Consider the following 22824-nt stretch of genomic DNA (forward strand, 5'->3'; position numbering starts at 1 on the left):
TCCGTCCGCATGGTGCTAACGTGACCGCTCTCCGAGGGAAGGACGAGGAGGAGGGGGTTCGGGCGTGCCGCTGGATCCCCACATGTCCGACTCCCAGCGCAAGGCCATCCAGGTCCTGACCGGCATCGAGGTGCCCACGGCGAGCCCTCCGGCGATGCGCGCGGCGGCCGAGATCTACGACGGCCTCTCGGTGAAGCTGAGCGAGGACCTCACCGCGTTGATGAACACGGTGCGCGGCCGCGTTCGCCGGAACTTCGGCGGACGGACATCGGAGTTCTACGACCGGTCCCTCAACCAGTTCACCCAGGGCGAGAACGACTACCTCGGGTCGGCGGCGGCCATCTCCCGGTCCCTGTCGGTGGAGCTGCGCAAGGGCGCGGCCAACGCCGAGTACATGTCCGCGATGGTGCTGGTGCAGTTCGCCCAGCTCCTGGTGGAGATCGCCTGGGCGATCGCCACCGCCAAGTTCACCTTCGGCGCGACGCTGAAGTACATCCCCATCTTCAAGATGATCCGCAGCCTGGCCATGCAGCGGATCCTCGCCTGGTTCCTCATCACCGTGCCCGGGCACCAGATCATCAGCCAGCTCTTCGCGAGCATGGACAGCGTCATCCAGCGCATCCAGATCGCCAACGGCACCCGCGACACCTGGGACCACGAACTCACCAAGGGAGCCCACGTCGGCGGGGTGATGGAGGGCCTGGTCTCGGCCGGGCTGTCCGGGCTGGTCGGTGCCGCGTTCGACAAACAGATCACCAACCTCATCACCAACCGGATCGACGTGCTGCGGGGGCTGCCCGACCCCGTGCCCGTCCCGCCGCCGGGCAGGGGCGTGCCCGACCCGGTCCCCCCGCCGGCCCCCCTGCGTGACATCGACGACACCGTCCCGAACCCCGCGGGGACCGGGCGGCCCGACCCCGTGCCCGTGGCCCCGCCGGACGGGCCGCCCCCTCGGCCGGACGTCCCCCCGGTCCGGACCGACCCGGACGGGCCGCCGCCCCCGCCGCCCGGGGGGCGCCCCGACCCCGACCCGGTGCCGCGGCCCGACCCGGCGCCGGCCGGCGGTCCGGTGCCCGTGCCCGGGGGCGGGACCGGCGGGCGCGGCCTCAACCGCGACCTCGCCGACGTGTTCTCCCGGCACCGGGACGAGATGGCGGTGCCGTTCGGCTCCAACGCCCCGCCCGGGGCGACCGCCTGGAACAACGCCGCCAACCGGTCCCGGTTCCGCGAGGACGTGGCGGGCGTGTTCGAGCGCAACTTCGGCGCCTCGCTGGGAGCCGACCGGGCCCGGCGGCTGGGCTCCGACTACGCCGACACGCTGGTGCGCACATGGAACACGCCGGACGCGGGGGCTCAGCTGTCGCGGACGCTGGGCGACCACCTGCCGCCTCCCGTGCGCGAGCACCTGTCGCGGCTGCCGCAGGACATGCTGGACCCGGTGTACCGGCACTTCCAGAGCAAGGGGGCCTGGCTGTCCCGGCTGGGTGTCGGGGCGGGCTCGGGCGCGGCCGAGGGCTACCTGGGCGAGGGCCTGGGCAGCGCGGCCATGGGCGAGGGCTTCAAGGCGTCGGTGTACTCGGCCACGTCCGGCGCGAGCATGAACACCGTGCAGCAGGTGTCCACGGACGGCGCCCTGGCGGGGATCGACGCCCTGAGCGGCCCGCCGAAGCTCCCCCCGGTGGAGGTGCCTCCGCCCGGGGAGGACGCCGGGCCGGGGGCGGAGCCGGTCGACGGACGGGCGCCGGACACGGTGCCGACGCGGTCCGCCGACGGGGCGGGCCCGGACCGGCCGTCCGGGCCGGGGCGCGGCCCCGGACGGGACGGGACGGACGCCGTGGTGGACGTCGACCGGACGGACCGGTCGGGCGGCCCGGATCCCGACGGCGGCGCCGGAGCGGCCCGGAGCGAGGGGGGACGGCACACGGACGACGAGGACGGGTACGTCCGCCCGCCGGCGGGCGGGGCGACCGCCCCGCCCGGGACCGGAGGCCCGGCGCGGGTACCGGAACCGGCCGGTCCCCTGCCGGATCCCGGGGGTCGGGAGTCCGGCCAGGCCCCCGTGCCGCCCGCGCCCGGGGAACCGGAACGCACACCGGAACCGACCGGTTCGCTGCGGCGGACCGGGGAGGAGGACGCCCCGGAGGGGGCGGAAGGGTCCCCCGGAGGTCCGGTGCGGAACGCCGGAGAGGACCGCGCCCGGGAGGTGCGCGGAGAAGCGCCTGCGCAGGCGGGGACCGCAGGTCCGGAACGGGCGCCGGAGGCGGCCGGCCCGCCGCGGCACACCGGGGAGGGGGGCGCCGCCAAGGCGCCCGGAGAGATCCCCGGGGCATCGGCGTCCCAGGCTCCGGCGCGCGTGCCGGAGGCGGCCGGTCCGCCGCGGCACACCGGGGGCGAGGGGTCCGACGCGATCCCCGCGCCGCCTTTCACCGGCCTGCCCGACCCCTCCGGGAACGACCTCCGCACCGCCGGCCCCGAGGAGGGCGGCGGCGAGGGGTCCGCGCACCGTCCCCCCGGGACGGAGAGTGCGGCGCACCCGGGCGCGGACGAGCGCGGCGGGGGACCGACGGCGGTCGCGGCACCGCCGCCCGCGGCGTCCCCGGAACGCGGGGCGGCCCAGTCCCCGGGCGGTCAGAGCGGTCAGGGGAACGACACCCGCCCGGCGCGGACCGGGCCCGAGGCGGGTTCCGGCGTGCGCTCCGGAGGGGCGGAGCGGGAGACGGCTCCGGTCGGCCCGCACGCATCCGCCGAGCAGGAACGACCTGCGGCACGGACCGGGAACGAGGGAGTGGGGACGCCCCCGCCCACCGAGAGCACGGGGGACCGCGAGGCGTCACCGGTGCCGGGAGCCCAGGCTCCGCCGCCCACCGAGAGCGCCGACCTCCCAGGTGCGGAGGACCGGGGCGGCCCCCGCGACCCGTCCGGCCCGGACCGACCGGACAACGCGGACAGCCCGGACAGCCCGGAAGAGGCGCCGAGCGGCGGCTCCGACCGCCCCGGAGTCCGGGATGCGGAGGAGGGGTTCCGGCCGGACGGCCCCGCCGTTCCGAGCGACCCGCCCCCGGCGTACTCGTTCGAAGCCCAACTCAACCCGGGCAGCGGCCGCACGGACCCGCCGGTGTCCGACACCCCGGACTCGGCCGACCCGCTGTCCGCGACGGACTCCGCGGACGCCCCGGCGACCTCCGGGCCGGAAACACCGGACCCGGGCCCGACCGCACAGGCACCCGCGGAAAGCTCCACGGACGAAGACTCCACGGACGCACCGGCTCCCCCGGTGGCAGCGGCACCGGGCCCGGACCCGACCGCCCCGGCACCCGGGCAGGGCTCCACGGACGGCCGGCCCGCCCGGGAATCGGCGAACCCCGGGCCGGAGGCGTCGCACACGCCCCCGACCGGCCCCGCGCCCTCGCAGAACGGCGCCACGGACGGCGTGTCCGCCAGGGGTCCGGAGCAGGTGCGCGCCGACGAGGCCGCCCTGTTCGACGACACGGAGCACGGTGAGGCGCCGCCCGCCTACGAGGACGAGCGGTCGTCCCCGCCGGCGTACCCGTACAGCGACCTGGTCGGCGCCCCCGGGACCAAGGACGCCAAGCCGCCCGCGCCGTCGCCCGCGGTGGCCGGGGACCTCAAGTGGCTGCTGAACCCGCACGCCGTCCTGCCCCCGCCCGTGGCGGCACCGATCCAGGTCTTCACCGCGGAGGTCCCCCTGGTGCGGCTCGACAGGGACGGCCGTCCGGTCCCGCCGGGCTCCGACTCCGGCACGGACCGCGACGTGGAATCCGAGCGGTCCGACGACGGCACGGCGGAGCACGCGTCCGGAAAGGGGCCGGAATCCGTCGTCGCCGACGATGGTCCTCCCGTCGTGCCGGTGGGGACCGGGACCGGGGTCCCCGTCACCGAGTCCGGCGACCCCGCCCGGGACGCCTCCGCCCGGGAGGCGTCCACCGACCCGGCGCCCGACGGCGAGAACAGGAGCCTCGACGGCCAGGACACCTCCGCCCCGCGACGCGGCACCGACGACACCCCCGCACACCGGGCGCCCAGCGCCCCGACGGCCGAGGACGGGGACCGGCGGCCCGCGGACGGGGACGGGGACGGGGACGGGGACGGCCGCACCTCGCAGCACGACCGCGCCGTCGACGGCACCTCCGACGACGACACCGCTCCGGCCCCGCCCTCCGGGGACCGGGACTCCGGGCCCATCGCCCTGGACTACCTCGTCTCCTCCCGCTTCATCGACCTGAACGGCGTGCACGTCGACGCCGCCCGGGTGCGCGCGGCGATCGCCGACTCCGTGAACGCCCGGGGCGTCCGCGTCCCCCGGGCGGTGCGCGACCGGGCCCTGGCCCACTTCGAGGCGGAGCTGGGGCGCGGCCCCGGCGCCCGCGCGTTCTTCGGCCGCGACGGGGCCGCCCACACCGTCCGGGACGGCTCCGGCGCCTGGCACTTCCGGGTACGGCTGAGCGGCGACGGGAGCGGCTACCGCCGGGCGACCGTCACCGGGGACGGCGAGGTGCGGACGCCGACCGTGCGCACCCACGGCGCGGCCCACGAGGGCGCGGTCGGGGGCTCCTCCTCCCAGGGGACCAGGAAGGGCCTCAGCGCCAAGTTCAACGTCAACCCCCTCTTCCTCTCCGCCACCCCCGACGGCTGGGCCTTCGGCCCCGTGCTGTCCGTCGGAGCCGGTGCGGGCCTGGGCCTGCGGACCATGACGTTCGGCGGGTCCGACAAGGGCTCCACCGCCCTGGAGGTCAAGGGCAAGGGCGCCCCCGAGGTCTACACCGCCGACCTGCGCGTCGACGTGGACGTCACCCCGCCCCCGGGCGCCTCCCCCCTCCCCGCGCCGCCCGCGGACGCTCCGGAGCGCACCCCCGCCCCGGTGCCCCGCGGCGTCGCCCTGGTCGTGCCCGGCGAGGTCAGGCCCCTGCCCGCCGGGGCTCCGGACCGCATGAGCTTCCGGCCGCCGCCGGACGGGTCCGGTCCGGCCGGCGGCGCCGCGCCGCGCAGGCCCCGGCTGGAGCACGGCGGCCTGCCGGTCACCGTCTCCTCCGTCACCCCCCGGGGTCCCCGGCCCGGGGGCGGCAGGACGTACGACGACCTCGGCTCCTGGCTGGCCGACCGGATGCTGCCTCCGCGCACCGACGGCGGCGGACGGCCCGCGACCGGCAGGCGGGCCGACGCCGAGCGGGCATGGCGGGAGGCGTTCGCGGCCACGCTGGACAACGAGTCCATCAAGCAGTACCTGCCCGCCATGGACCAGGGGCCGATCAGGATCACGGCGGTCCTGCCCGACGGCCGCGAGCGGGTCGTGCACATCTCCTCCCCCGCCATGGACTACCGGGCCAGGGGGCACAGCCCCCGCGTCGACGAGTTCGTCCGCCACGACGGCACCGAGGAGTCGCGGACCGACGGGCAGGGACGCACCTCCAAGGCGGGCTTCACCGTGGGCGGCGGCTTCGGCATCGAGATCCGCCTGCCCGCGGGCCGGGTCCGGGTGGACGCCCCGGTCCTGGAGTACGGCTACACCAGGACGTGGTCCTCCAAGACGCAGAGCTCCGCCAAGTCCGGTGTCCGGGACACCTTCGCCATGGCGACCTCGGACACCGACGACTTCGCCGCCTACACCGTCGACCGCGACCTGGTGGTGCGGCTGGACGGAGAGACCGAACGGCACGAGTTCACCGCCGACACCGTCGAGCTCCTCTCCCTGCGCGACGCCCGGACCCTGGACGCGGCCGCGCGGGGCCTGCCGGACCCGCACACCGCGACCCGGCCGGACGCTCCGGCGCCGCCCTTCGGGCACCTGCGCGGGGACCGCGTCACCCGGTTCCACGGGGCCCGGCTGGACGGCTTCTCCTGGCCGGACCCGCCCGCCGCAGCCGCCGACGGCGGCCCCGCGACCGGGCAGGACCCCGCGCCCGGCGGGGCTCCCCGGCACGCGGACCCGGTCACCGAACACCTGATCCAGGAGGTCCTGACCGGGCTGGCCCGGGAACTCCCCGGCATCGTGGTCCCGGAGCTCTCCCGGACGCACGCCGACTACGCGCGCCGCCCCGGCAGGGAGAGGGCGCCGTACCTCGACCGCTCCCCGCGCGAGCACCGGGGCCTGCGCCGCAACCGCCGGGTGGCCAGGCAGAACACCGAGCGGGTCGAGAGGATGCTGCGGGAGGAGTTCCTCAACAACCACGGCGAGGCGCTGGCCTCCCGCGACGGCCTGGCCATCCACCTCGACGAGAAGGCGGTCATCGACCCCGGGCGGATCGCCACCGGCAGGGAGGCCCACCGGCCGGACACGGTCACCGTCCGGGTGAAGGCGCGGTTCGGCGCGCTCACCCACCAGGGGTCCAAGGACGGCAGGACGGGCATCCACGTCGGCGGGGGCGCGAAGCTGGAGTCGGGCCGGGGCAAGGGCGCCTCGCACTCGGGAACGCTCACGGCGGGCCCGGGCCTGGTCCGAGGCAACCCCGAGGACGCCCGCGGCATGGCCAAGGCCATGGGCAGCGGGGGCCTGGCGGCGAGCATCTCCCGCGCCTGGAACAGCAGCCGCTCGCACGGGACGGAGCACAAGTCCGACCGGCTGCTGCTCTTCCCCGACGGCTCCGACACCTGGCGCGGCAGGGTCGAGATCGACGCGCGGCTGCACGAGTACGACGCCTCGGAACAGGTGAAGGGCACCGACGAGAGTGTTCCGCTGCTGTCCGCACCGATCGTGGCGGACTACTCGGTGACCACCCCCAGGATGCTCGCGGGCCCGGCTCCCGTGGCGCCCCGCGCCTCGGACGGCGAGGTCCGGACCCTGAGCTCGGACGACGCGCGCAGGCTGGTCCAGGGTGCCCTGGCGCCCCCTCCGCCCTCCGCACCGGCCGCGCCGGACGGGGGCGCCCCGCGGGCCGAAGGGCGCGGGGACGGCACCCCGCAGACCGACGCGCAGCAAAGCGACGGCACCCGCCGGGAGACCGGGGAACGGACCGACGCCACCGGGCGCGACGACGGACGACGGGACGGCGCCACCGAGCACGACGACGGAGGACGGCAGGACGACCGCGCCGAACAGAACGGCGACGGCACCCGCACGCCCGAGCGGCGGCGCCGGGAACACGCGGAGCAGGAGCAGGCCCGCCGGGCGCGCGCCCTCGTCGACAACGGCGTCGTCGAACGCGTCAACAACGACCTGGGCGGCGACCGCGGCGACCTGGGCGGGCGGGCCCGCCGCCTCCTCGCCGACCCCGTGTCCCCCCTCCAGATCGCGGCCGAGCGCAAACTCCTCCACTTCCTCGACACCCGCGGCGGCCGGTCGTTCTTCGAGCGCATCTTCTCCCCGACCGGCATGGCCGGCGATCCCGCCACCTTCTCCCCCGGCGGCCAGCGCGACCGCATGGACATGACCGGCGGCCTGCTCTCGCCCAACGACGGGCGGGCCGACCTCGTCACCCGCGCCGAACCCGACCGGGTCGAGCAGATGCAGCCCACCAGGATGCAGCCCGTCCTGCACGCCGAGACCTCGGTGAGCGCCGGGAGCTCGCACAGCGTCACCTACAGCGGGAACGCCCGGATCGGCGCCAACGCGGGCGGCACCACCAACCCGGACAAGGCGAACGCCGACGGCCCCGACGACCTCACCCCGGCGGCCGCCCGCGGCCCCATCCCCCTCACCGGCCTCTCCGACACCTGGAACTTCTTCCGTTCGGGCCGGACCGCCGAGGCGCGCGCCACCTTCACCTCGTCGCTGACGATCGTGCCGAAGGCCGCGCTGGGCTACGCCTTCCAGGTCGGCGGAACGCTCACCCAGGCCGTCGAGCTGATGAAGGGCTGGGGCCTGGCCGTCCCCGGCCTGTGGTCGACGCGGTACCGGGGCTGGCAGGCGGCGCTCTCGGACCTGGCGTCCGGCTACATCTCCGCCCGCGACGCGCGCCAGGCCGACATCGTCATGGACCGCCTGCGCGAGAACGGGGACGGGACGCTGGAGGAGAGCGCCCAGCCGAACCCGAAGACCGTCGGGGGCGTCAGGGTCCGCGAGGGGTTCGAGCACACGGGGCAGCAGATCCGCCCCGCCGACCCCACCGCCGCGCTGGAGTCCCTGGTCCGGCAGCTCCACGAGAAGGGGTACGAGCTCACCGGGAACAGCCGCAAGCGGCTGTTCGACAAACTGACCACGCAGCTGGGCAAGGGCCCGGGCGCGAACGCACCGGTCGCCGTCAACGTGCGGCGCAGGGGCGCCCCGGTCGGGCACGCGTCGTCGCCGGGCGTCGTCCGGGTGAACCTGCGCACGACCGACCCCCGGGTGGAGTACCTGGCCTCGACCGACGAGATCGTGGAGTCGCACACCTGGAAGTCCGAGGGGGTGCGGAGCAGGTCGCGGGGCGGCGGGAACACCGTCGGCGCCGACCACACCCACCTGGTGCCCGCCCCGTTCGAGGGCCAGGACCGGGGGCCCGACGACCAGCCCGGGCACCGTCCGCTGTTCATGACCCCCGGCGGGGCGACGGGCCACACGACCTCGCAGGACACGGCGCACTCCGACACCGTGGAGCGGACCCGCACCGCGCAGCTGGAGACCGCGGGCCCCTACGCCAAGGTCGTCCAGCGGGGGACGCTCGAACTGACCATGGAGTTCGACACCCCCAGCACCGTCACCCGGGGCGAGGTGCACGTCCCCTTCACGGACAGGACGGTCGTCACCCTCGACGCCCGGGGCGACGCGGGAACGGTCCAGACGCTGTACCCCTACGCCTACCTGGACTTCTCGGGGGTGCGGGCGCCGCGGACCGAGTCGGCGGAGGGCACCGGAGCGGAGACCGGCACCGACGGCACCGACGGCGGCGACCGCAGGATCGACGACGGCCCGGCCGACGGCCACCCCGACCTGGCGAGCGCGATGGACGAGCGCACGTCGCGGCGCTACACCGCGGGAGAGGCCACCGCGTTCGACGAAGGCGTCGTCCTCATGCCGACCGCCGTCGGCGGGCACGGGGACCACGTCCGCGACACCGCGGTCGTCACCATCGCCAGGGCCCTGGGGTGGCGGCCCGGTTCCGGCGGCCGGACCGGGGGCGTCTACTCGGCGCAGGACATCTCCTCCGCGCGCGCCCACATGGCCGACGCGCTGGGGCTGGACCCCCGGTACACGCCGGTGGACGCCGTCCTGGACGCGATCGCCCTCAAGTCGCTGTTCTCCGAGGCGGCCGGGGTGACCGAGGGCGTCCCGCTGATGAAGATCGGCTCCCTGGACTGGCGGCTGGGGGTGGCGCCCGACCTGCGCGGCGCCCGCGTCCTGGAGGTACTGCCCGAATCGCGGTTGACCTGGAGCGACAGCGAGGAGCACGCGTCCGGGGACGGGCTCGGGCACAGCGCGGGGGCGATCGCCGAGGGCGGGTTCCGGCCGACGGGGCTCAACACCGAGCACCGCTCCTTCGACGACCACGCCGCCGTGATGACCGGCGCGCCGAACGTGTCCGCGGCCTCCCCCGCGAACACCGCCTCCGACGGGGGCGGCGCCGGGACGGAGACGCCCCCGTCCGCGCAGCGGGAGAAGCGGGGCCCGGTCTACCTCATCGAGTTCGACACCACCTGGACGGTGGGAGCCCGCTCCGAACAGGGGCTTCCCTTCCTGAAGCGGGCGGCCCACCAGCACGTCGCCGACACGCGCGGCAGGATGAGCGCCTGGGTGTCCCAGGAGGACGCGATCAGGCTCGGCATCGTCACCGCGGACCACGCCCGCGGCCTGGCCGCCAAGGCGGAGGAGGCGCGTGCGGCCGCGGAGGCGATGGGCCGGGACGAGCTGGCGTACGACGAGGCCCGGGGCCTGCTCGCGGATCCGGTCGCCGCCTACCGGGAGGCGCACGCCGCCCACGTGGCCGCGCGCACCGCGGACGGGGCCGCCGAGGCCTCCCGCGCGGCCGACGAGCGGCTGCGGGCCGCGCGGGAGGCGTACCGGGAGCAGGAGGCGAAGGCGGAGGCCGGCCGGGACGCCTACGAGCGGAGCACCCGGAGCTGGGTGGAGACGGTGTCCTCCGCCCGCGCGGCGTTCGACGCCCCGCGGGCGCTGTTCGAGTCGAGGGTCAGGCAGGACGCCGCGACGGCCGAAGCCCTGCACGCGCGCGGCGAACAGGTCAGGGCCCGGATGGACGCCGCGGCGGAGGCCGCCGACCGGGCGCGGGCGGTGCTCGACGCGCACACACCGGACCGGAGCGCCCTGCTCGACCGGGAGGGTGTCGAGGCGCACCACGCACGTGTGCGGGACCTGCGGTCGGACGTCGGGGCGTTCCTGGACGGTCCGGGCGGCCCGGAGGCGGCGGACGGCCGGGGCCCGGATGGGCCCGCCGCCCGGAACGAGCGGCGCGACGCCCTGCTGGACCGGGTGGAGCTACTCCTCGGCGAGGCCCGGGACCGGGGCGCGCGCCTGGCGGAGGCGGCCGACCGGGCGGGCGCCGCGGTCGGGGAGGCCCTGCGCCTGGCCGAGTCCTCCCGGGGGGACGCCGAACGGGCGCTCGGCGACCTCGCGGGGCTGCGGACCGCGCGGGCGGACGCGGCGGTCGAGCACGGCCGGCTGGTGGAGGACGCACGCTCCCTGTCCCCGGCCGGGGAGCCCGCCGCCGAGGGGGCGGCTCCGCCGGACGGCCCCCGCCCGGACCCCCGCCTCGACGCCGCCGGGCGGACCCTGGAGTCGCTGGACGCCGCCGCGCGCACACTGGGCGGGGCCGGGGGCGAGCTGCGGGACCGGGCCGCCGACCTGCTGTCCCGTACGGACGGGCTGGCCCGCGACGAGCTGATCCCCTCCCGGGACCAGGAGCGCTTCCACCGGGACCTGGAGCGGGAGCTCACCGGCCTGGGCGGGCGGCTGGTCGACGCGGCGGCGGCCGGGGTCGAACGGGACACCGGACCTTCGCGGACCGAGCTCGGCCGGGAGCGGCACGGCACCGCCCTGGAGGAGGCGACCGGCCTGCTGGACGGGCACGCGAACGCGCACGCCCCGCTGCCGCCGCGCGGGAACGGCTTCACGACGCCCGAGCAGGTGTCCGGCCTGGAGGGGCGGGTCGAGGCCTTCGAGCGGGACCTGCGGGAGTTCGCGGCGCTCCCCGAGCGCGGTCCGTCCGAGGTCGGGGCCATGGAGCGGCGGCGGCAGGAGCTGGTCTCCGAAGCGGACCGGCTCACCGCTCCGGTGGCCGGGCGCGAGGCCGAGGTCGGGGCCCGCCTGGACTCCGGCCGCGCCGCGGCGGCGGCCGCGGCCGAACGCCTCGGCCCCGTCCGTGCCGCGGTGGACGACGCGGACACGCGGCTCGGGGACCTGGACACCGGGATCGGGGAGATCGCCCGGCGCTCCGGTGCGCTCTTCCCCGACGCCCCGGTCCGGGACGCCCTCGACGGGGCCCGGTCCGCCGTCGCGGCCCTGCGGGACCTCAGGAACGACCTGGCCGGACGCCTGGACGGTCCCGAGTCCCGCCACCGGGACCTCACCCGGACCGAGATCCCGGCCCTGGAGGCCGAGGCGGCCGACCTCGGCGCCCTGCGGGGCGGCCTGGACGGGCTGCGCACACGGCTGGACGGCGCCGGGGTCCCGGGCCCGACGACACGCGGGAACGACGGCTCCGACGACGACGGCGCGCCCCCGCCCGGGGACGGCCGCCGTGACGGGGACGGCACGACGCGGCGGGCGGGTCCCGGCGGGGACCGCCCGGACGGGCACCGCGGTCCGCCGCCGGACGACGGCCGGGGCGGCGACCGGCGGGACGACGACCGGCGGAACGGACGGGACAGGCAGGACGGGCAGGACGAACGGGACAGGCAGGACGGACGGGACGGCGACCGGAACGCCCCGGGCGACGGGTCCGGCGCGACCCGGGTACCGGCGGCCGGGCCCCCGGGCACCGGGGCCGACGGCGTCCCCGCCGACCGCTCCCCCTCCCCGCGCGGCCCGTTCGACGCCCGGTCCGCGGCCCCCGGCGACGGTCCCCCGTCGGTGTCGGACGCCGACAGCGCCTTCGGCGTGCTCCCGGACGGCTCCCCCGGGGACGGGCCCGGCGCCTTCGACGGCACCGGCGACGACCGGGGTGAGCCGCCCGCCTACGACGGCCCGGCCCCCGGCGCGCAGGACGCCGGCGCCGTGCGCGAGGAGGCGCCGCCCGCCTACGACGCCGAGGAGTCCCCGCCGCACTACCCCTACACCGAACTGCTCGAGGCCCTGAACTCCAAGGGTCCCGAGGGGGCGCCCGACCCGTACCCCCTCGGCGGCCTGAAGTGGCCGCACGACGGACGGTCCCTCCTGCCCCCGCCCGGCTCCACCGACGTCCGGGTGTTCGCCGCCACGGTCCACCCCCCGGACACCCCGGGGCCGGACGGACGCGCCCCGGCCGGGGAGACGGGAGAGGGTTCGGGGACGCACCGCGCCCCCGGGCGGGACACGGCGCGCGACGACGACCCGGACGACCCCGGCGACGACGGCTCCGGGGCCGAGAGCACCGACGACGAGGACGGCGGGGAACCGGGCCCGTACGTCCTGGACGGTTCGCTCGCCGTCGACCGCGACGGCGAGGCCCACGACCTCGACTACCTCGTGGGCTCCCGGATGGTGGGGCCCGGACGGCTGCGCACCGACGGCGTCCCCGACGCGGTCGAGCGCTCCCTGCGCGACATGCGCCCGCGCATGCCCCGCGCCCTGCGGGAGCGGGTGCTGGCCGAGGTCGACCGCATCGCGCGCGAGCAGGGCATGGACCCGTTCTTCACCGGGAGCGGCCCCGAGATCACCATCGGCCCCGACGGGAACCGGTGGAAGGTCCGCCTCAGGCTGTCCTCCGACCGGACCGACGGAGGCGACCCGCCCGCCTACCGGCACGTGCCCCTGCGGGAGGGCGAGGGCACCGACGCCGCGATCATCGGCGGCCAGGAGCGCACCCGCACGGTCTCCTCCGGCGACACCCTCACACGGGGGGCCCGCCGGGGCGTCAGCGTCAAGTTCACCGCCAACCCGCTGTACTTCGGCCCGACCTTCCTCGGCGACCCGGTCGGCCCCAGTCTCACCGTGGGCGCCTCCGGCGGCACCCGGCTGCGCGGCGGGGCGAGCGGCGGCTCCTCGAAGTCCACCGCCGTGCAGGCGATGGACAACAGCGGACCGGCCGAGGTCTACACCACCGACCTGCGCGTGGACCTGGGCGCCACCACGCCCTCAGGCCCGCCGGCCCGGGCGCCCCGCCCCGCGGTGGTGCGCGACGGCCTGGCCCTGGTCCTGTCCGGCAGGGCCGAGAAGCGCCCGGAGGACGCCCCCGAGCACATCAGCCTCCCCCGGCCGCCCGCCGGGGAGGCCGCGGACGACTCCTCCCCCGGGTCCGCGGCGCCCGCACCCCGCCGCAACCCCCGGACACTGCACGGGGGGCTGCCCATCAAGATCGAGCGGATCGTCCCCCACGGCGGCGGGGAGGGGACCGCCCCCACCCACACCGACCTGGGCTCCTGGCTCGCCGACCGCCTCGTGCCGGACGGCGCCGGGGGCGCCGCCGGCAGGGGCGCCCGGGGGTCCGGGGGCGAGGCCGCCCGCGACCTGCACCGCGCGATCCGGGCCCTGTTCGACAACGACTCCCTCCAGGAGTACCTGCCCCACCTGGACCGGGGGCCGGTCACCCTCAAGCTCTTCCGGGGGGACGGCACGTCCGGGATGGTGCGCCTGGCGTCCTCGGCCACCGAGTACCGCGCCTTCGGACACACCCCCCACCTGGGCGAGCTCACCCGCCACGACGGCTCCGAGCACACCGTCGCCTCCTCCGGCAGCCGCAGCAGGGCCTTCGGCCTCAGCATCGGCGGCGGTGTGAACATCGAGCTGTCGCTCCCCGGCGGCGGCATGACCCGCATCGACGTGCCCACCCTGGAGTACGCCTACTCGCGCACCCTGGACTCCGAGGGGCACTCCTCCTCCCGGACCGGGTCCCGCCGCACCATCGCCCGCGACATCGCCGGCACCGAGGACTTCCTCGCCTACCGCGTCGAACGCGACCTCTTCGTGCACATCGAGGGGGAGCCCGCGCCGCACGTCTTCACCGGCGAGACCGTCGAGATCCTCTCCCACCGCGACGCGGACACCCTCCACGACGCCGCCGGCGGCGGGCCGCGCGGGCGCGACCACGGCGAGGCCCCCCGGCCTCCCCTGGCCCACCTGCGCGGGGACACCGTCACCGACCTCAGCGGCACGACCCTGGTCGGCTTCGACCGGCCCGGACCCGCCCCCGACGCGGAGGACGCGGACGACGGTTCCACGGTGTACGAGCGCCTCCAGCGGGAGGTGCTGGAGGCCGTCGCCCGCGAGCACCCGGGCATGGTCATCCCGGACATGGCCCGCGACCGGGCGAACTACGCGCGGCGCCCCGGCAACGAGGAGGCCCCGCGCGGCGAGCGCACCTGGCGCGAGAGGTACGGCACCCGCCGCAACTACGACGTGGCTCGCGAGAACACCCTGCGCGTCCTGGACGCCCTCACCCCCGGCGCGCTGCACGGCCGCACCGGGGAGCTGACATCGGACCGGGGCCTGATGGTCCACCTCTCCGAGAACGCCCTCGTGGACCCCTCCCTGACGGCCAGGGGCAGGGAGGTCCTGCGCCCGGACAGCGTCACCGTGCACGTCCACGCGGAGTTCGGCGCGCTGGCCTTCGACGGGCGCACGCCCACCGAGACCGGGGTGCGCCTGGGCGGCGACGCCAGGAGCGGCGACTCACGCGGCAGGGGCTCCTCGCACACGCTCAACCTGACGGCCGGCGCCGGGCTGCTCCGGTCCCGGGAGGCCGACGCCAGGGGCATGGGCCGCCGGATGGGCGGTGCGAGCGCCACCCTGAGCGGTTCCCGCGCCCACTCCTCGGACACCTCGCGCGCCGTCACCCACACGTCCGACGAGACCGTCTTCTTCCCCGGCGGCTCCGACGTCTGGCGGGGCCCCGTCGCGTTCACGGCGCGCATGAGCGACTACGAGGGCTCCGACCAGGCCCGCGGCACCGACCAGGGCACGGACCTGCTCACCGGCCCGATCCGGGCGGACTACTCGGTGATCACCCCCCGGGTCCTCACCGAGACGGCGTCCCCGCCTCCCCGGGAGGGCGGTGAGGAGCACCGGAACCTGACCGAGGAGCAGGCGCGCGCCCTGATCGAGGGCCCCTTCTCGGCGCGGACCGCCCCGGCGGGCGGCGACGGCCCCCGGTCCGGGAGCGGCGGGGCCGGGGGCTCCGGGCGGGCCCCCCGGGACGGCGGCGTCCGGGAGGGGGAGACCCCCGGGCAGGCGCGCGAACGCCGCCGGGCCGAGGACCTCGTCCGCGTCGGCGGCTCCGTCGAGCGGATCGGCATCGGCTCCGCGAGCCGCACCTTCGAGCTGTTCTCCGGCTTCCGGCGCGGCCTGTTCCAGGGGTTCGAGCGCAAACTGCGCGCCTATCTCGGCACCACCGGCGGCCGCACCCACTTCCAGGAGCTCCTCTCCCCCACCGGGATGGCCGACGACCCCTCCACCACGGCTCCGAGCGGACGGCGCTCACGCCCGGAGATGAGCGGCGGCCTCCTCTCGCCCCGCGACCTGCGCGCCACCACGGCGACCCGGGTGGAGCCCGACCGGATCGCGGAGTTCCAGCAGGTCGAGATGCAGACGATCGCGCACGGCGAGACCAGCGTGGAGATCGGCACCTCCGACACCGTCACCAGGAGCGGCACCTTCCGCGTGGGCGCCACGGGCGGCGGCACCGGCAACCGGATCGTCGACGAGGCCGACCAGAAGGACCCGGCCAGGGCCGTCCCGGCGAGGGACGCCACCGGGCCGACCCCGGTGGGCGGGCTCAACAACGCCTGGAACTTCTTCCGGTCCGTGGACGGCACCTCCGCCAAGGCCTCCTTCACCGCGTCCACGACCATCGTCCCCAAGGCCGCACTGGGCTACGCGTACCGGCTGGCGGGCCGGGCGACCCAGGCGGTGGCGCTGCTGCACGAACGGGGCCCCGGGCTCGCCAGGGAGTACCACCGCGGGTGGACGGCGCGCTTCCAGGACCTGATGTCGGGCTACATCCCGGCCCGGGACGCCCAGGAGGCGGGCATCGTCCTGGACCGGGTCACCGAGAACGAGGACGGCACCCTCGAGCTGTCCCCCCAGGACGACCCCGCCGACATCACCGACGTGAGGGTCCGGCCCGGCTTCGAGGACTCCGGCAGGCGTGTGCGCCCCGCCGACCCCACCGCGGCGCTCGCCTCGCTCGTGGCCGACCTGCGCCGCCAGAAGTACGAACTGACCGACGGAGGCCGCGAGCGGCTGTTCGAGGCGCTCACCACCCGGTTGGGCAACACGTCCGGCACCAGCGAGCCGGTGTCGGTGCGCGTGCGCAGGACCTCCGGCTCCGACGGGCCCAACCACGGGGGCTTCGCCCAGGACGCCCTGGTGCACCTGGACCTGCGCACCAGGGAGCGCAAGGTCGAGTACCTGGCCTCCAGCGACGCGATCATCGAGTCCCACACCTGGACCGCCTCCACCGGGAGCAGCCGTTCCGGCGGGAGCGGCGACACCGTCGGCGGCGAGGGGGTCCTCCTCCAGCCCACGCGCTTCGACGGGGACGCGAACCCGCCCGGGAAGGAACCGGACAGCCGGCCGCTGTTCCTCTCCCCGGCCGTCTCGGGCGGCGCCTCCACCTCCGACACGCGCACCCGGGAGCGGTCCGACGAGCTCACCCACACCGTGCAGCTGGAGATGGGCGGCCCCTACGCCAAGGTCGAACAGGACAGCGAACTGGTGCTGCGCCTGAGCGGGCCGAAGGACCTGACGGCCACGGGCCGGGGGGAGTCCGGGCCGATCCACACCTACTACCCCGCCTCCTACCTGGACTTCTCGCCCCGCCCCACGGCGTCGGAGGGTGCGTCCGGCCCCGGTGCGGGCCGCGTCCTCGGCGACACGGTGTCCGAGGTCCGGGGCCGCTCCCTCGACCGGGCGGTGGCCGAGCGCGCCGGGGCCGAGTTCGGCGGCGGCCGCGCGACCCGCCTGCCCGACGACCTCGTCATGATGCCGACCGCCGTGCAGGACGGCGGACGCGACGTCCGCGACACCGCGGCCGTCGTGGTCGCCAGGTCGCTGGGCTGGAAGCCCGGGGAGGGCGACCGGGACGGGGACGGGAACTTCACCCCCGCCGGGCTGCGCCACGCCCGCGGGCACGTCGCCGACGCCCTGCACCTGGACCGCCGCCACTCCCCCGTCGACAGCGGGCTGGAGTCCGTCGCCCTCAAGGCGCTGTTCTCCCGGACCGCCGGGCACGGGGACGGGGTCGCCCTGACGGACCTGGGTTCGACGCGGTGGAGGCTGACCGCCCTGCCCGACCTGTCCGGGGCCCGGATCCTGGACGTGGTGGCCGGGGCCCGCCTGAACACCACGACCAGCCGCGGGTTCGGGACCTCCGACTCCTCCGGGCACGGATCGGGGACGGCGGTCGACCCCTCGGTGCGCCCCGCCGGCCTGACCACCGACAAGGACGTCTACGACAGGCACACCGGCGTCCTGGCGAGCGCGCTCAACACCCAGCTGGGGTCCACCTCGGCCACCGCCGCCGACGGACGCGGGATCGCCACGGCGGGTCCGGAGCTCTCCGAGACCCAGCGCCTGGGGCCCGCCTACCTCGTCGAGATCGACACCACCTGGATCGTCGGCGCCTCCTCGGGCGGGGACTCCCACACGGGACGGACCCGGGGCACCGTGAGCGTGTGGATCTCCCAGGACGACGCCGTGCGGGCGGGCATCGTCACCCCCGAGGAGGCCGCACGGCTCAGCGCCGGGGCCGAGCGCGTCCACGGCGCCGCGGAGACCATGGGCGACGACGAGCGCTCCTACGGCCGCGAGCGCGGCCGTCTGGAGGAGCCCGTCCGCGACTACCTGCGCGCCCACGAGGCCCACCGGCGGGCGGAGGAGGACCGGGCCGGCCGCTCCCCGCGCGAGCCCCGGGACGGGTCCTCGCAGACCTCGGAATGGGCGGCGGAGCGCCTCCACGACGCCCGGGAGGCCTACCTCGCCCAGGAGGAGAGGTACCGGCGGAGCCTGCGCCAGTACGAGCGGAGCACCGGTACCTGGGTGGACACCCTCAACGCCGCGCGACGGGACCTGCGCCTCCCCGCGGCCGGCGGCGACGCGCCCGCCGCCGCACCGGGGGCCGTCCGCGAGGTCCCGGGCCCGTCCGGGACCACCCTGCTCGACACCCTGCGCACCGAACTCGACCCCCGTGCCGGGGACCCGGCCGACCCCGTGGCCGACCTGCGCAGGAAGGCCGAGGGGATCGACGACACCGTCACCGACCTGCTCCGGCGGGAACGCATGGCGCGCTCGGACGTGGACGGTGCCGCGTCGCTGGTCCGGGCCGCGGACGCCCTGCTGGCCGGGCGCCCGGACCCGGCGGCTCCTCCGGAGGGTGCGGCGGGCCCCGCCCCCGACCCGGCCGCCGTGGCGGACCTGCGCACCAGGATCGACGCCCACCGCCGCGACCTGGCCGCTCTGACCGGGGACGAGGACTCCGCCGACACCGACGCGCTCCACGCACGGCGCGACGCCCTGCTGGAGGAGACGCGCACCCTCCTCGACCGGGCCGGGGAGCACGGGGCGCTGGCGCGGGAGCAGGCCCGCGCCGGCCGTGTGGCGCGGGAGCGGGTCGTGGGCCGCATGAACCGCACCCGCGCGCTGATGGAGTCCGCGGGCGACCGTGTCAGCCGGATGCGCACCGAGACCCTGAACACGCAGGCGCGGCACCGGCCCCTGCTCCGGGAGGCGCGGGACTCCGGGGACGCCGCGGTGCGCGACGTGGTCCGGCGCCTGGGCGACGACCTGGACACCCTGTACGACCGGGGGCGGGACCTGGCCGCGCGCAGCAACGCGACGCGGCGGGAGATCGAACGGGTCCTCGCCGAGGCCGACGGGGCCCTCCTGCGGGATCCGCCCCGGTTCGAGGAGCGTGCGCGGATCCAGCAGGGCCTGGCCTCCGACCTCGCCGGACTGGGCGGACCGCTGGTCGCCGATGCGATCGACGACGTGCGGACCGAGAGTGCCCGGGGGCGTCGGGCCTTCGACGGGGCCGCGGCCTCCCTGGACCGGGCGGAGGGGCTGCTGGACGCCCGCGCAGCCGACGCCGCGCGGGTGCCCCCGCCGGACCCCGGCCTCACCACCCGCGCGCAGGTCGCCGACCTGGCCCGGCGGATCGCGGCCTTCGAGGCCGACCTGTCCGCCTTCACCGCCCGGCCCGAACGCGGCGGGGCCGAGGTCCGGGAGATGCGGCAGCGGCGCGAGGCGCTCCTGGAGGAGGCCGAGCGGCTCGACGGCCCGGTGGCCGAGCGGGGCCGGGCGGTCTCGGGTGAACGCGGCGCCACAGAGACGGCGCTCACCCGGGTGGGCGAGGAGGCCGGCCCCGTCCGCTCCCTGGTGGACCGCTCAGGAGAGCACCTGGCCGGTCTCCGGGCGCGGACCGACCGGATCGCCGAGCAGCACGCCCCCTTCCTCGATCCGCGACCGGACCTGCGGACCGCACTGGAGGGGGTGCGGACGGCGCTGGACCTCCTGGGCTCCGACAGGGCCGCCCTGGAGGCGCGCCTGGAGGACCTGGGGGCCCGGACCCGCCGCCTCGCCGAGACCGAACTGCCCCGCCTGCGCGCCCTGGAGGACGGGCTGCGCGGGCTGCACCGCGACCTGGACGACCTGCACACCCGGGTCGAGGACCTGGAGGTGCCCGGGGCGGCACCGCGCACGGGGGACGACTCCGGGGGCTCCGACTCCGACTCCGAGGACGACGGCACCCCTCCCCCCGGCACCGGGCGGGCCGGGCGGGAGCCCTCCGGCTCCGGCGGGGGCGACGGGTCCGGGGAGGTCCGGGACGGCCGCGCGCCCGCCGGGCGGGGAGGCGGCGGAACGCCGGACTCCACCGGGGGCGGGACACCGGGATCGCGCTCCCGCCCGGCGCCGGCCGGGGCCGGGGTGCGGGCCGCACCGGAACCCGTCCGCGTGCCCGTCTCCTCCGACTCCCCCGGGGACGGAAGCGGCGGGCACCGGCTCGCGGACGTCCTCGACGGCGCCGGGGAGGCGGACCGGCAGGAGGCCCCGCCCGCCTACGGTGCGGAGCCGGCGCCCCCGCCCTACCCCTACTCCGAGCTGCCCGACCGCCCCGGCGGCGGGGAGGGGAAGGACCCCCTCGCGCCGACCGGGAAGGGCGCCGGGGGCGGCGGCGCGAAGGACACCCTGTTCCGGCTCTTCGACGCCGAACTCAATCCGGGCGCCGCAGGGGGGACGGCTCCGCCCGGGACGGGCGCGGGCGACCTGTCGTGGCTGTTCGACGCCACGGCGGCGGTGCCTCCCCTGCTGCGTGCGGACATCACGGTGTTCACCGCCGGGGTGCCCGGGTACGCGGCCGAGGGGGCGGCGGGGTCCGGCGACCACGGCCTGGGCCGCCGGGACGCCGACGGGATCCTCCGCTTCCCCGGCGAGGCGGGCCTCGTCGACTACGGCGACCTCCTGCACGACCCCGGCTTCAACGCCAACACCCACGACGCGCTCCCGCCGCGGACGCGGAGGTACGTCCGCGCCTACACGGCCGACGGCTGGATCGCCGAGTTCTCCCGGCTCCGGCCGCTGGACGAGGAGACCGTGCAGGCCGAACTCGACCGCCGCCGGGAGCAGAGCCGCACGCGCCCGGGATGGCTGCTCTACGAGGCCAACGGCGGCCGGTGGCCGGCCCTGGAGATCCTGCCGCACCTGCTGAACAGCGGCAGGCTCACCCCGGAGCAGGCGGAGGCCGTCCGGAGCGTCGTCGACTCCCGCCACCCCGAGGGCGCCCTGGAGAACCTGCGCCACGACGCGGGCCCCGCGGGCCTGATCGCCGAGAGCCTGCCCGACAAGAGGGGGCGGGGGGCCTATCCGGACGCACAGGACGTCCTGGACGTCATCGGGCGGCTGGACGACGCGACCGCGCACAGCCTGCCGGAGGGGGTCGAGGCGGTGCGCGGTGTGTACGGCTTCGAGCACCTGGCCCCGGGCTCCACCGCCGACCCCTCGTCCCTGGTCGGCCGGACCTTCACGGACCCGGGCTTCATGTCCGTCTCCCTGGGCCCGCGCCCCGGCGCGGCCGGGGGCTCCCCGACCGACATCATCCGCTTCACACTCCCGCCGGGCACGCCGGGCCTGTGGGTCGGCGACCGGAGCCTACACCCCGGCGAGCGCGAGATCATCCTCGCCCGGGGCACCTCCTACCGGATCCTCTCCGTCGAACCGTGGGGGCGCCGGGGGTACGTGCTGTACGCCGAGGTCGTTCCGCCCCCGGACGCCGGGGCCGGGGCGTGAGCGCCGCCCGGGGCGAGACGGACACCACTCCCGGGCGCGGGGCCCAGCCGTTAGGGTGTGTTGCGCGTCCGGCGCGGCGCCGCGGCCCCCGTCCCGGTGGAGCCCCGCCGCCGACCGCGCCCCTCCCCCTCCCTCCCGGCGCCCCGGACGCCGCCGCCCCACCCCCCTTCGACAGGAGAGCCCGTTGAGACCCACCCCGGCTCCCGGCACCGCGCGCGTCCGGGCGGCCGGCCGCGCCGCGGCCGCGTTCCTCCTCGTCCTGGGCCCCGTGGCGGGTCCGGCCGCCGCGTCGGCCGACACCGCTGGCGACGAGCCGCCTCCGCCCCTGCCCCAGGTCTTCGAGTTCAAGGGCGAGCAGCAGCCCTGCTCCGTCCCGGGCACCGATGTCGTGGAGCAGGAGCCCTGGACCCGCTCCTTCCTGGGCCTGGACCGGGCGCACCGGCTGAGCACGGGTTCGGGCACCGAGATCGCCGTCCTGGCCCCCGAGCTCGACGCCGCGGGCCCGGCGCTCGCCGACGCCGTCCAGGGCGGGGGCACCGCGGACTGCCTCGGGTACGGCACCTTCCTGGCCGGGATCGCCGGGGGCCGGGCGGTGGAGGACAGCGGGGCCCTGGGGGTGGCGCCCGACGTCTCGCTGAGGTTCGTGCAGGCAGGCGACCCGAACACCGGGGTGACCCCGCCCGGCCGGATCGCGTCCGGCATCGCCGAGGCGACGGCGGCGGGCTCCGACGTCATCCTCGTGAGCACCGCGGCCTGGGAGAACAGCACCGACCTGGACGAGGCCGTGGCGGCGGCCACGGAGGCGGGCTCCCTGGTGGTGGCCCCGGCGACGGTGAACACGGTGCGCGGCCCGCTGGCCGGATACCCCGCCCAGCACCCCGACGCGCTGAGCGTGGCGGCGCACGACCCCGAGGGCGCGCCCGTGATCGCCTCCCCGCTGCTGCGCGCCGACGGCGAACTGGTGCGGGTCGACCTCCTCGCCCCGGGCGACCTCACCGCGGGGCCCGGCCCCGGGGGCGGGCACGTGATCGGCTCGGGTCCGGGAGTGGCGGCGGCCTTCGCGGCGGGGGCGGCGGCCCTGCTCGCCGCACGCGAGCCCGACCTCGCCCCCGGGGAGCTGCGGCAGCGGCTCGTCTCGACCGCCTACCGGTCCCCCTCGGGCGACCGGGACCCGGTGAGCGGAGGCGGCCGGGTCGACCCCGTGGCGGCGCTGGTCACCGGGCCGGCGGGCGGGACGGCGGCGGTGGCCGGGGAGCGGTTCGTGCCCGACCCCTCGCCGCTGGGCTCGCTGGACGCCCTGCCGACCTGGGCCGTGGTGGGTGGCACCGGGCTCCTGATCGTGATGTGCGTGCTGGCGGCCGCCGTGGTCCGCAACGGCCGCTCCCGCGGCTGGCGCCCGGCGGTTCCGGGCGAGCCCGTGCCCATCGGGCCTGTGTCCGAATCCGGGCCGCGGCAGGACTGAGGCCGGCCCCGCCCGCACCCGCACCCCCCGGGGCGCGCCCCGCGCCGGGGGTACCCAGGGG

Annotated in this window: 2 protein-coding genes; both read left to right on the forward strand. The window is 77.4% G+C overall.

Features of this window, described 5'->3' with window-relative positions; translation table 11 throughout:
- Positions 1–64 precede the first annotated feature (64 nt).
- On the forward strand, positions 65–21301 hold the full coding sequence (locus ACSUPR_RS05060; RefSeq protein WP_436889755.1) for an ADP-ribosyltransferase: 21237 nt from the start codon (positions 65–67) through the stop codon (positions 21299–21301).
- Positions 21302–21485: 184 nt separating this feature from the next.
- Positions 21486–22763, forward strand: a complete 1278-nt coding sequence (locus ACSUPR_RS05065; RefSeq protein WP_436889756.1) for a S8 family serine peptidase — start codon at positions 21486–21488, stop codon at positions 22761–22763.
- Positions 22764–22824 lie beyond the last annotated feature (61 nt).

Origin of the sequence: Nocardiopsis dassonvillei (genome assembly GCF_964273065.1) — a bacterium.
GTDB classification, from domain to species: Bacteria; Actinomycetota; Actinomycetes; order Streptosporangiales; family Streptosporangiaceae; genus Nocardiopsis; species Nocardiopsis dassonvillei_B.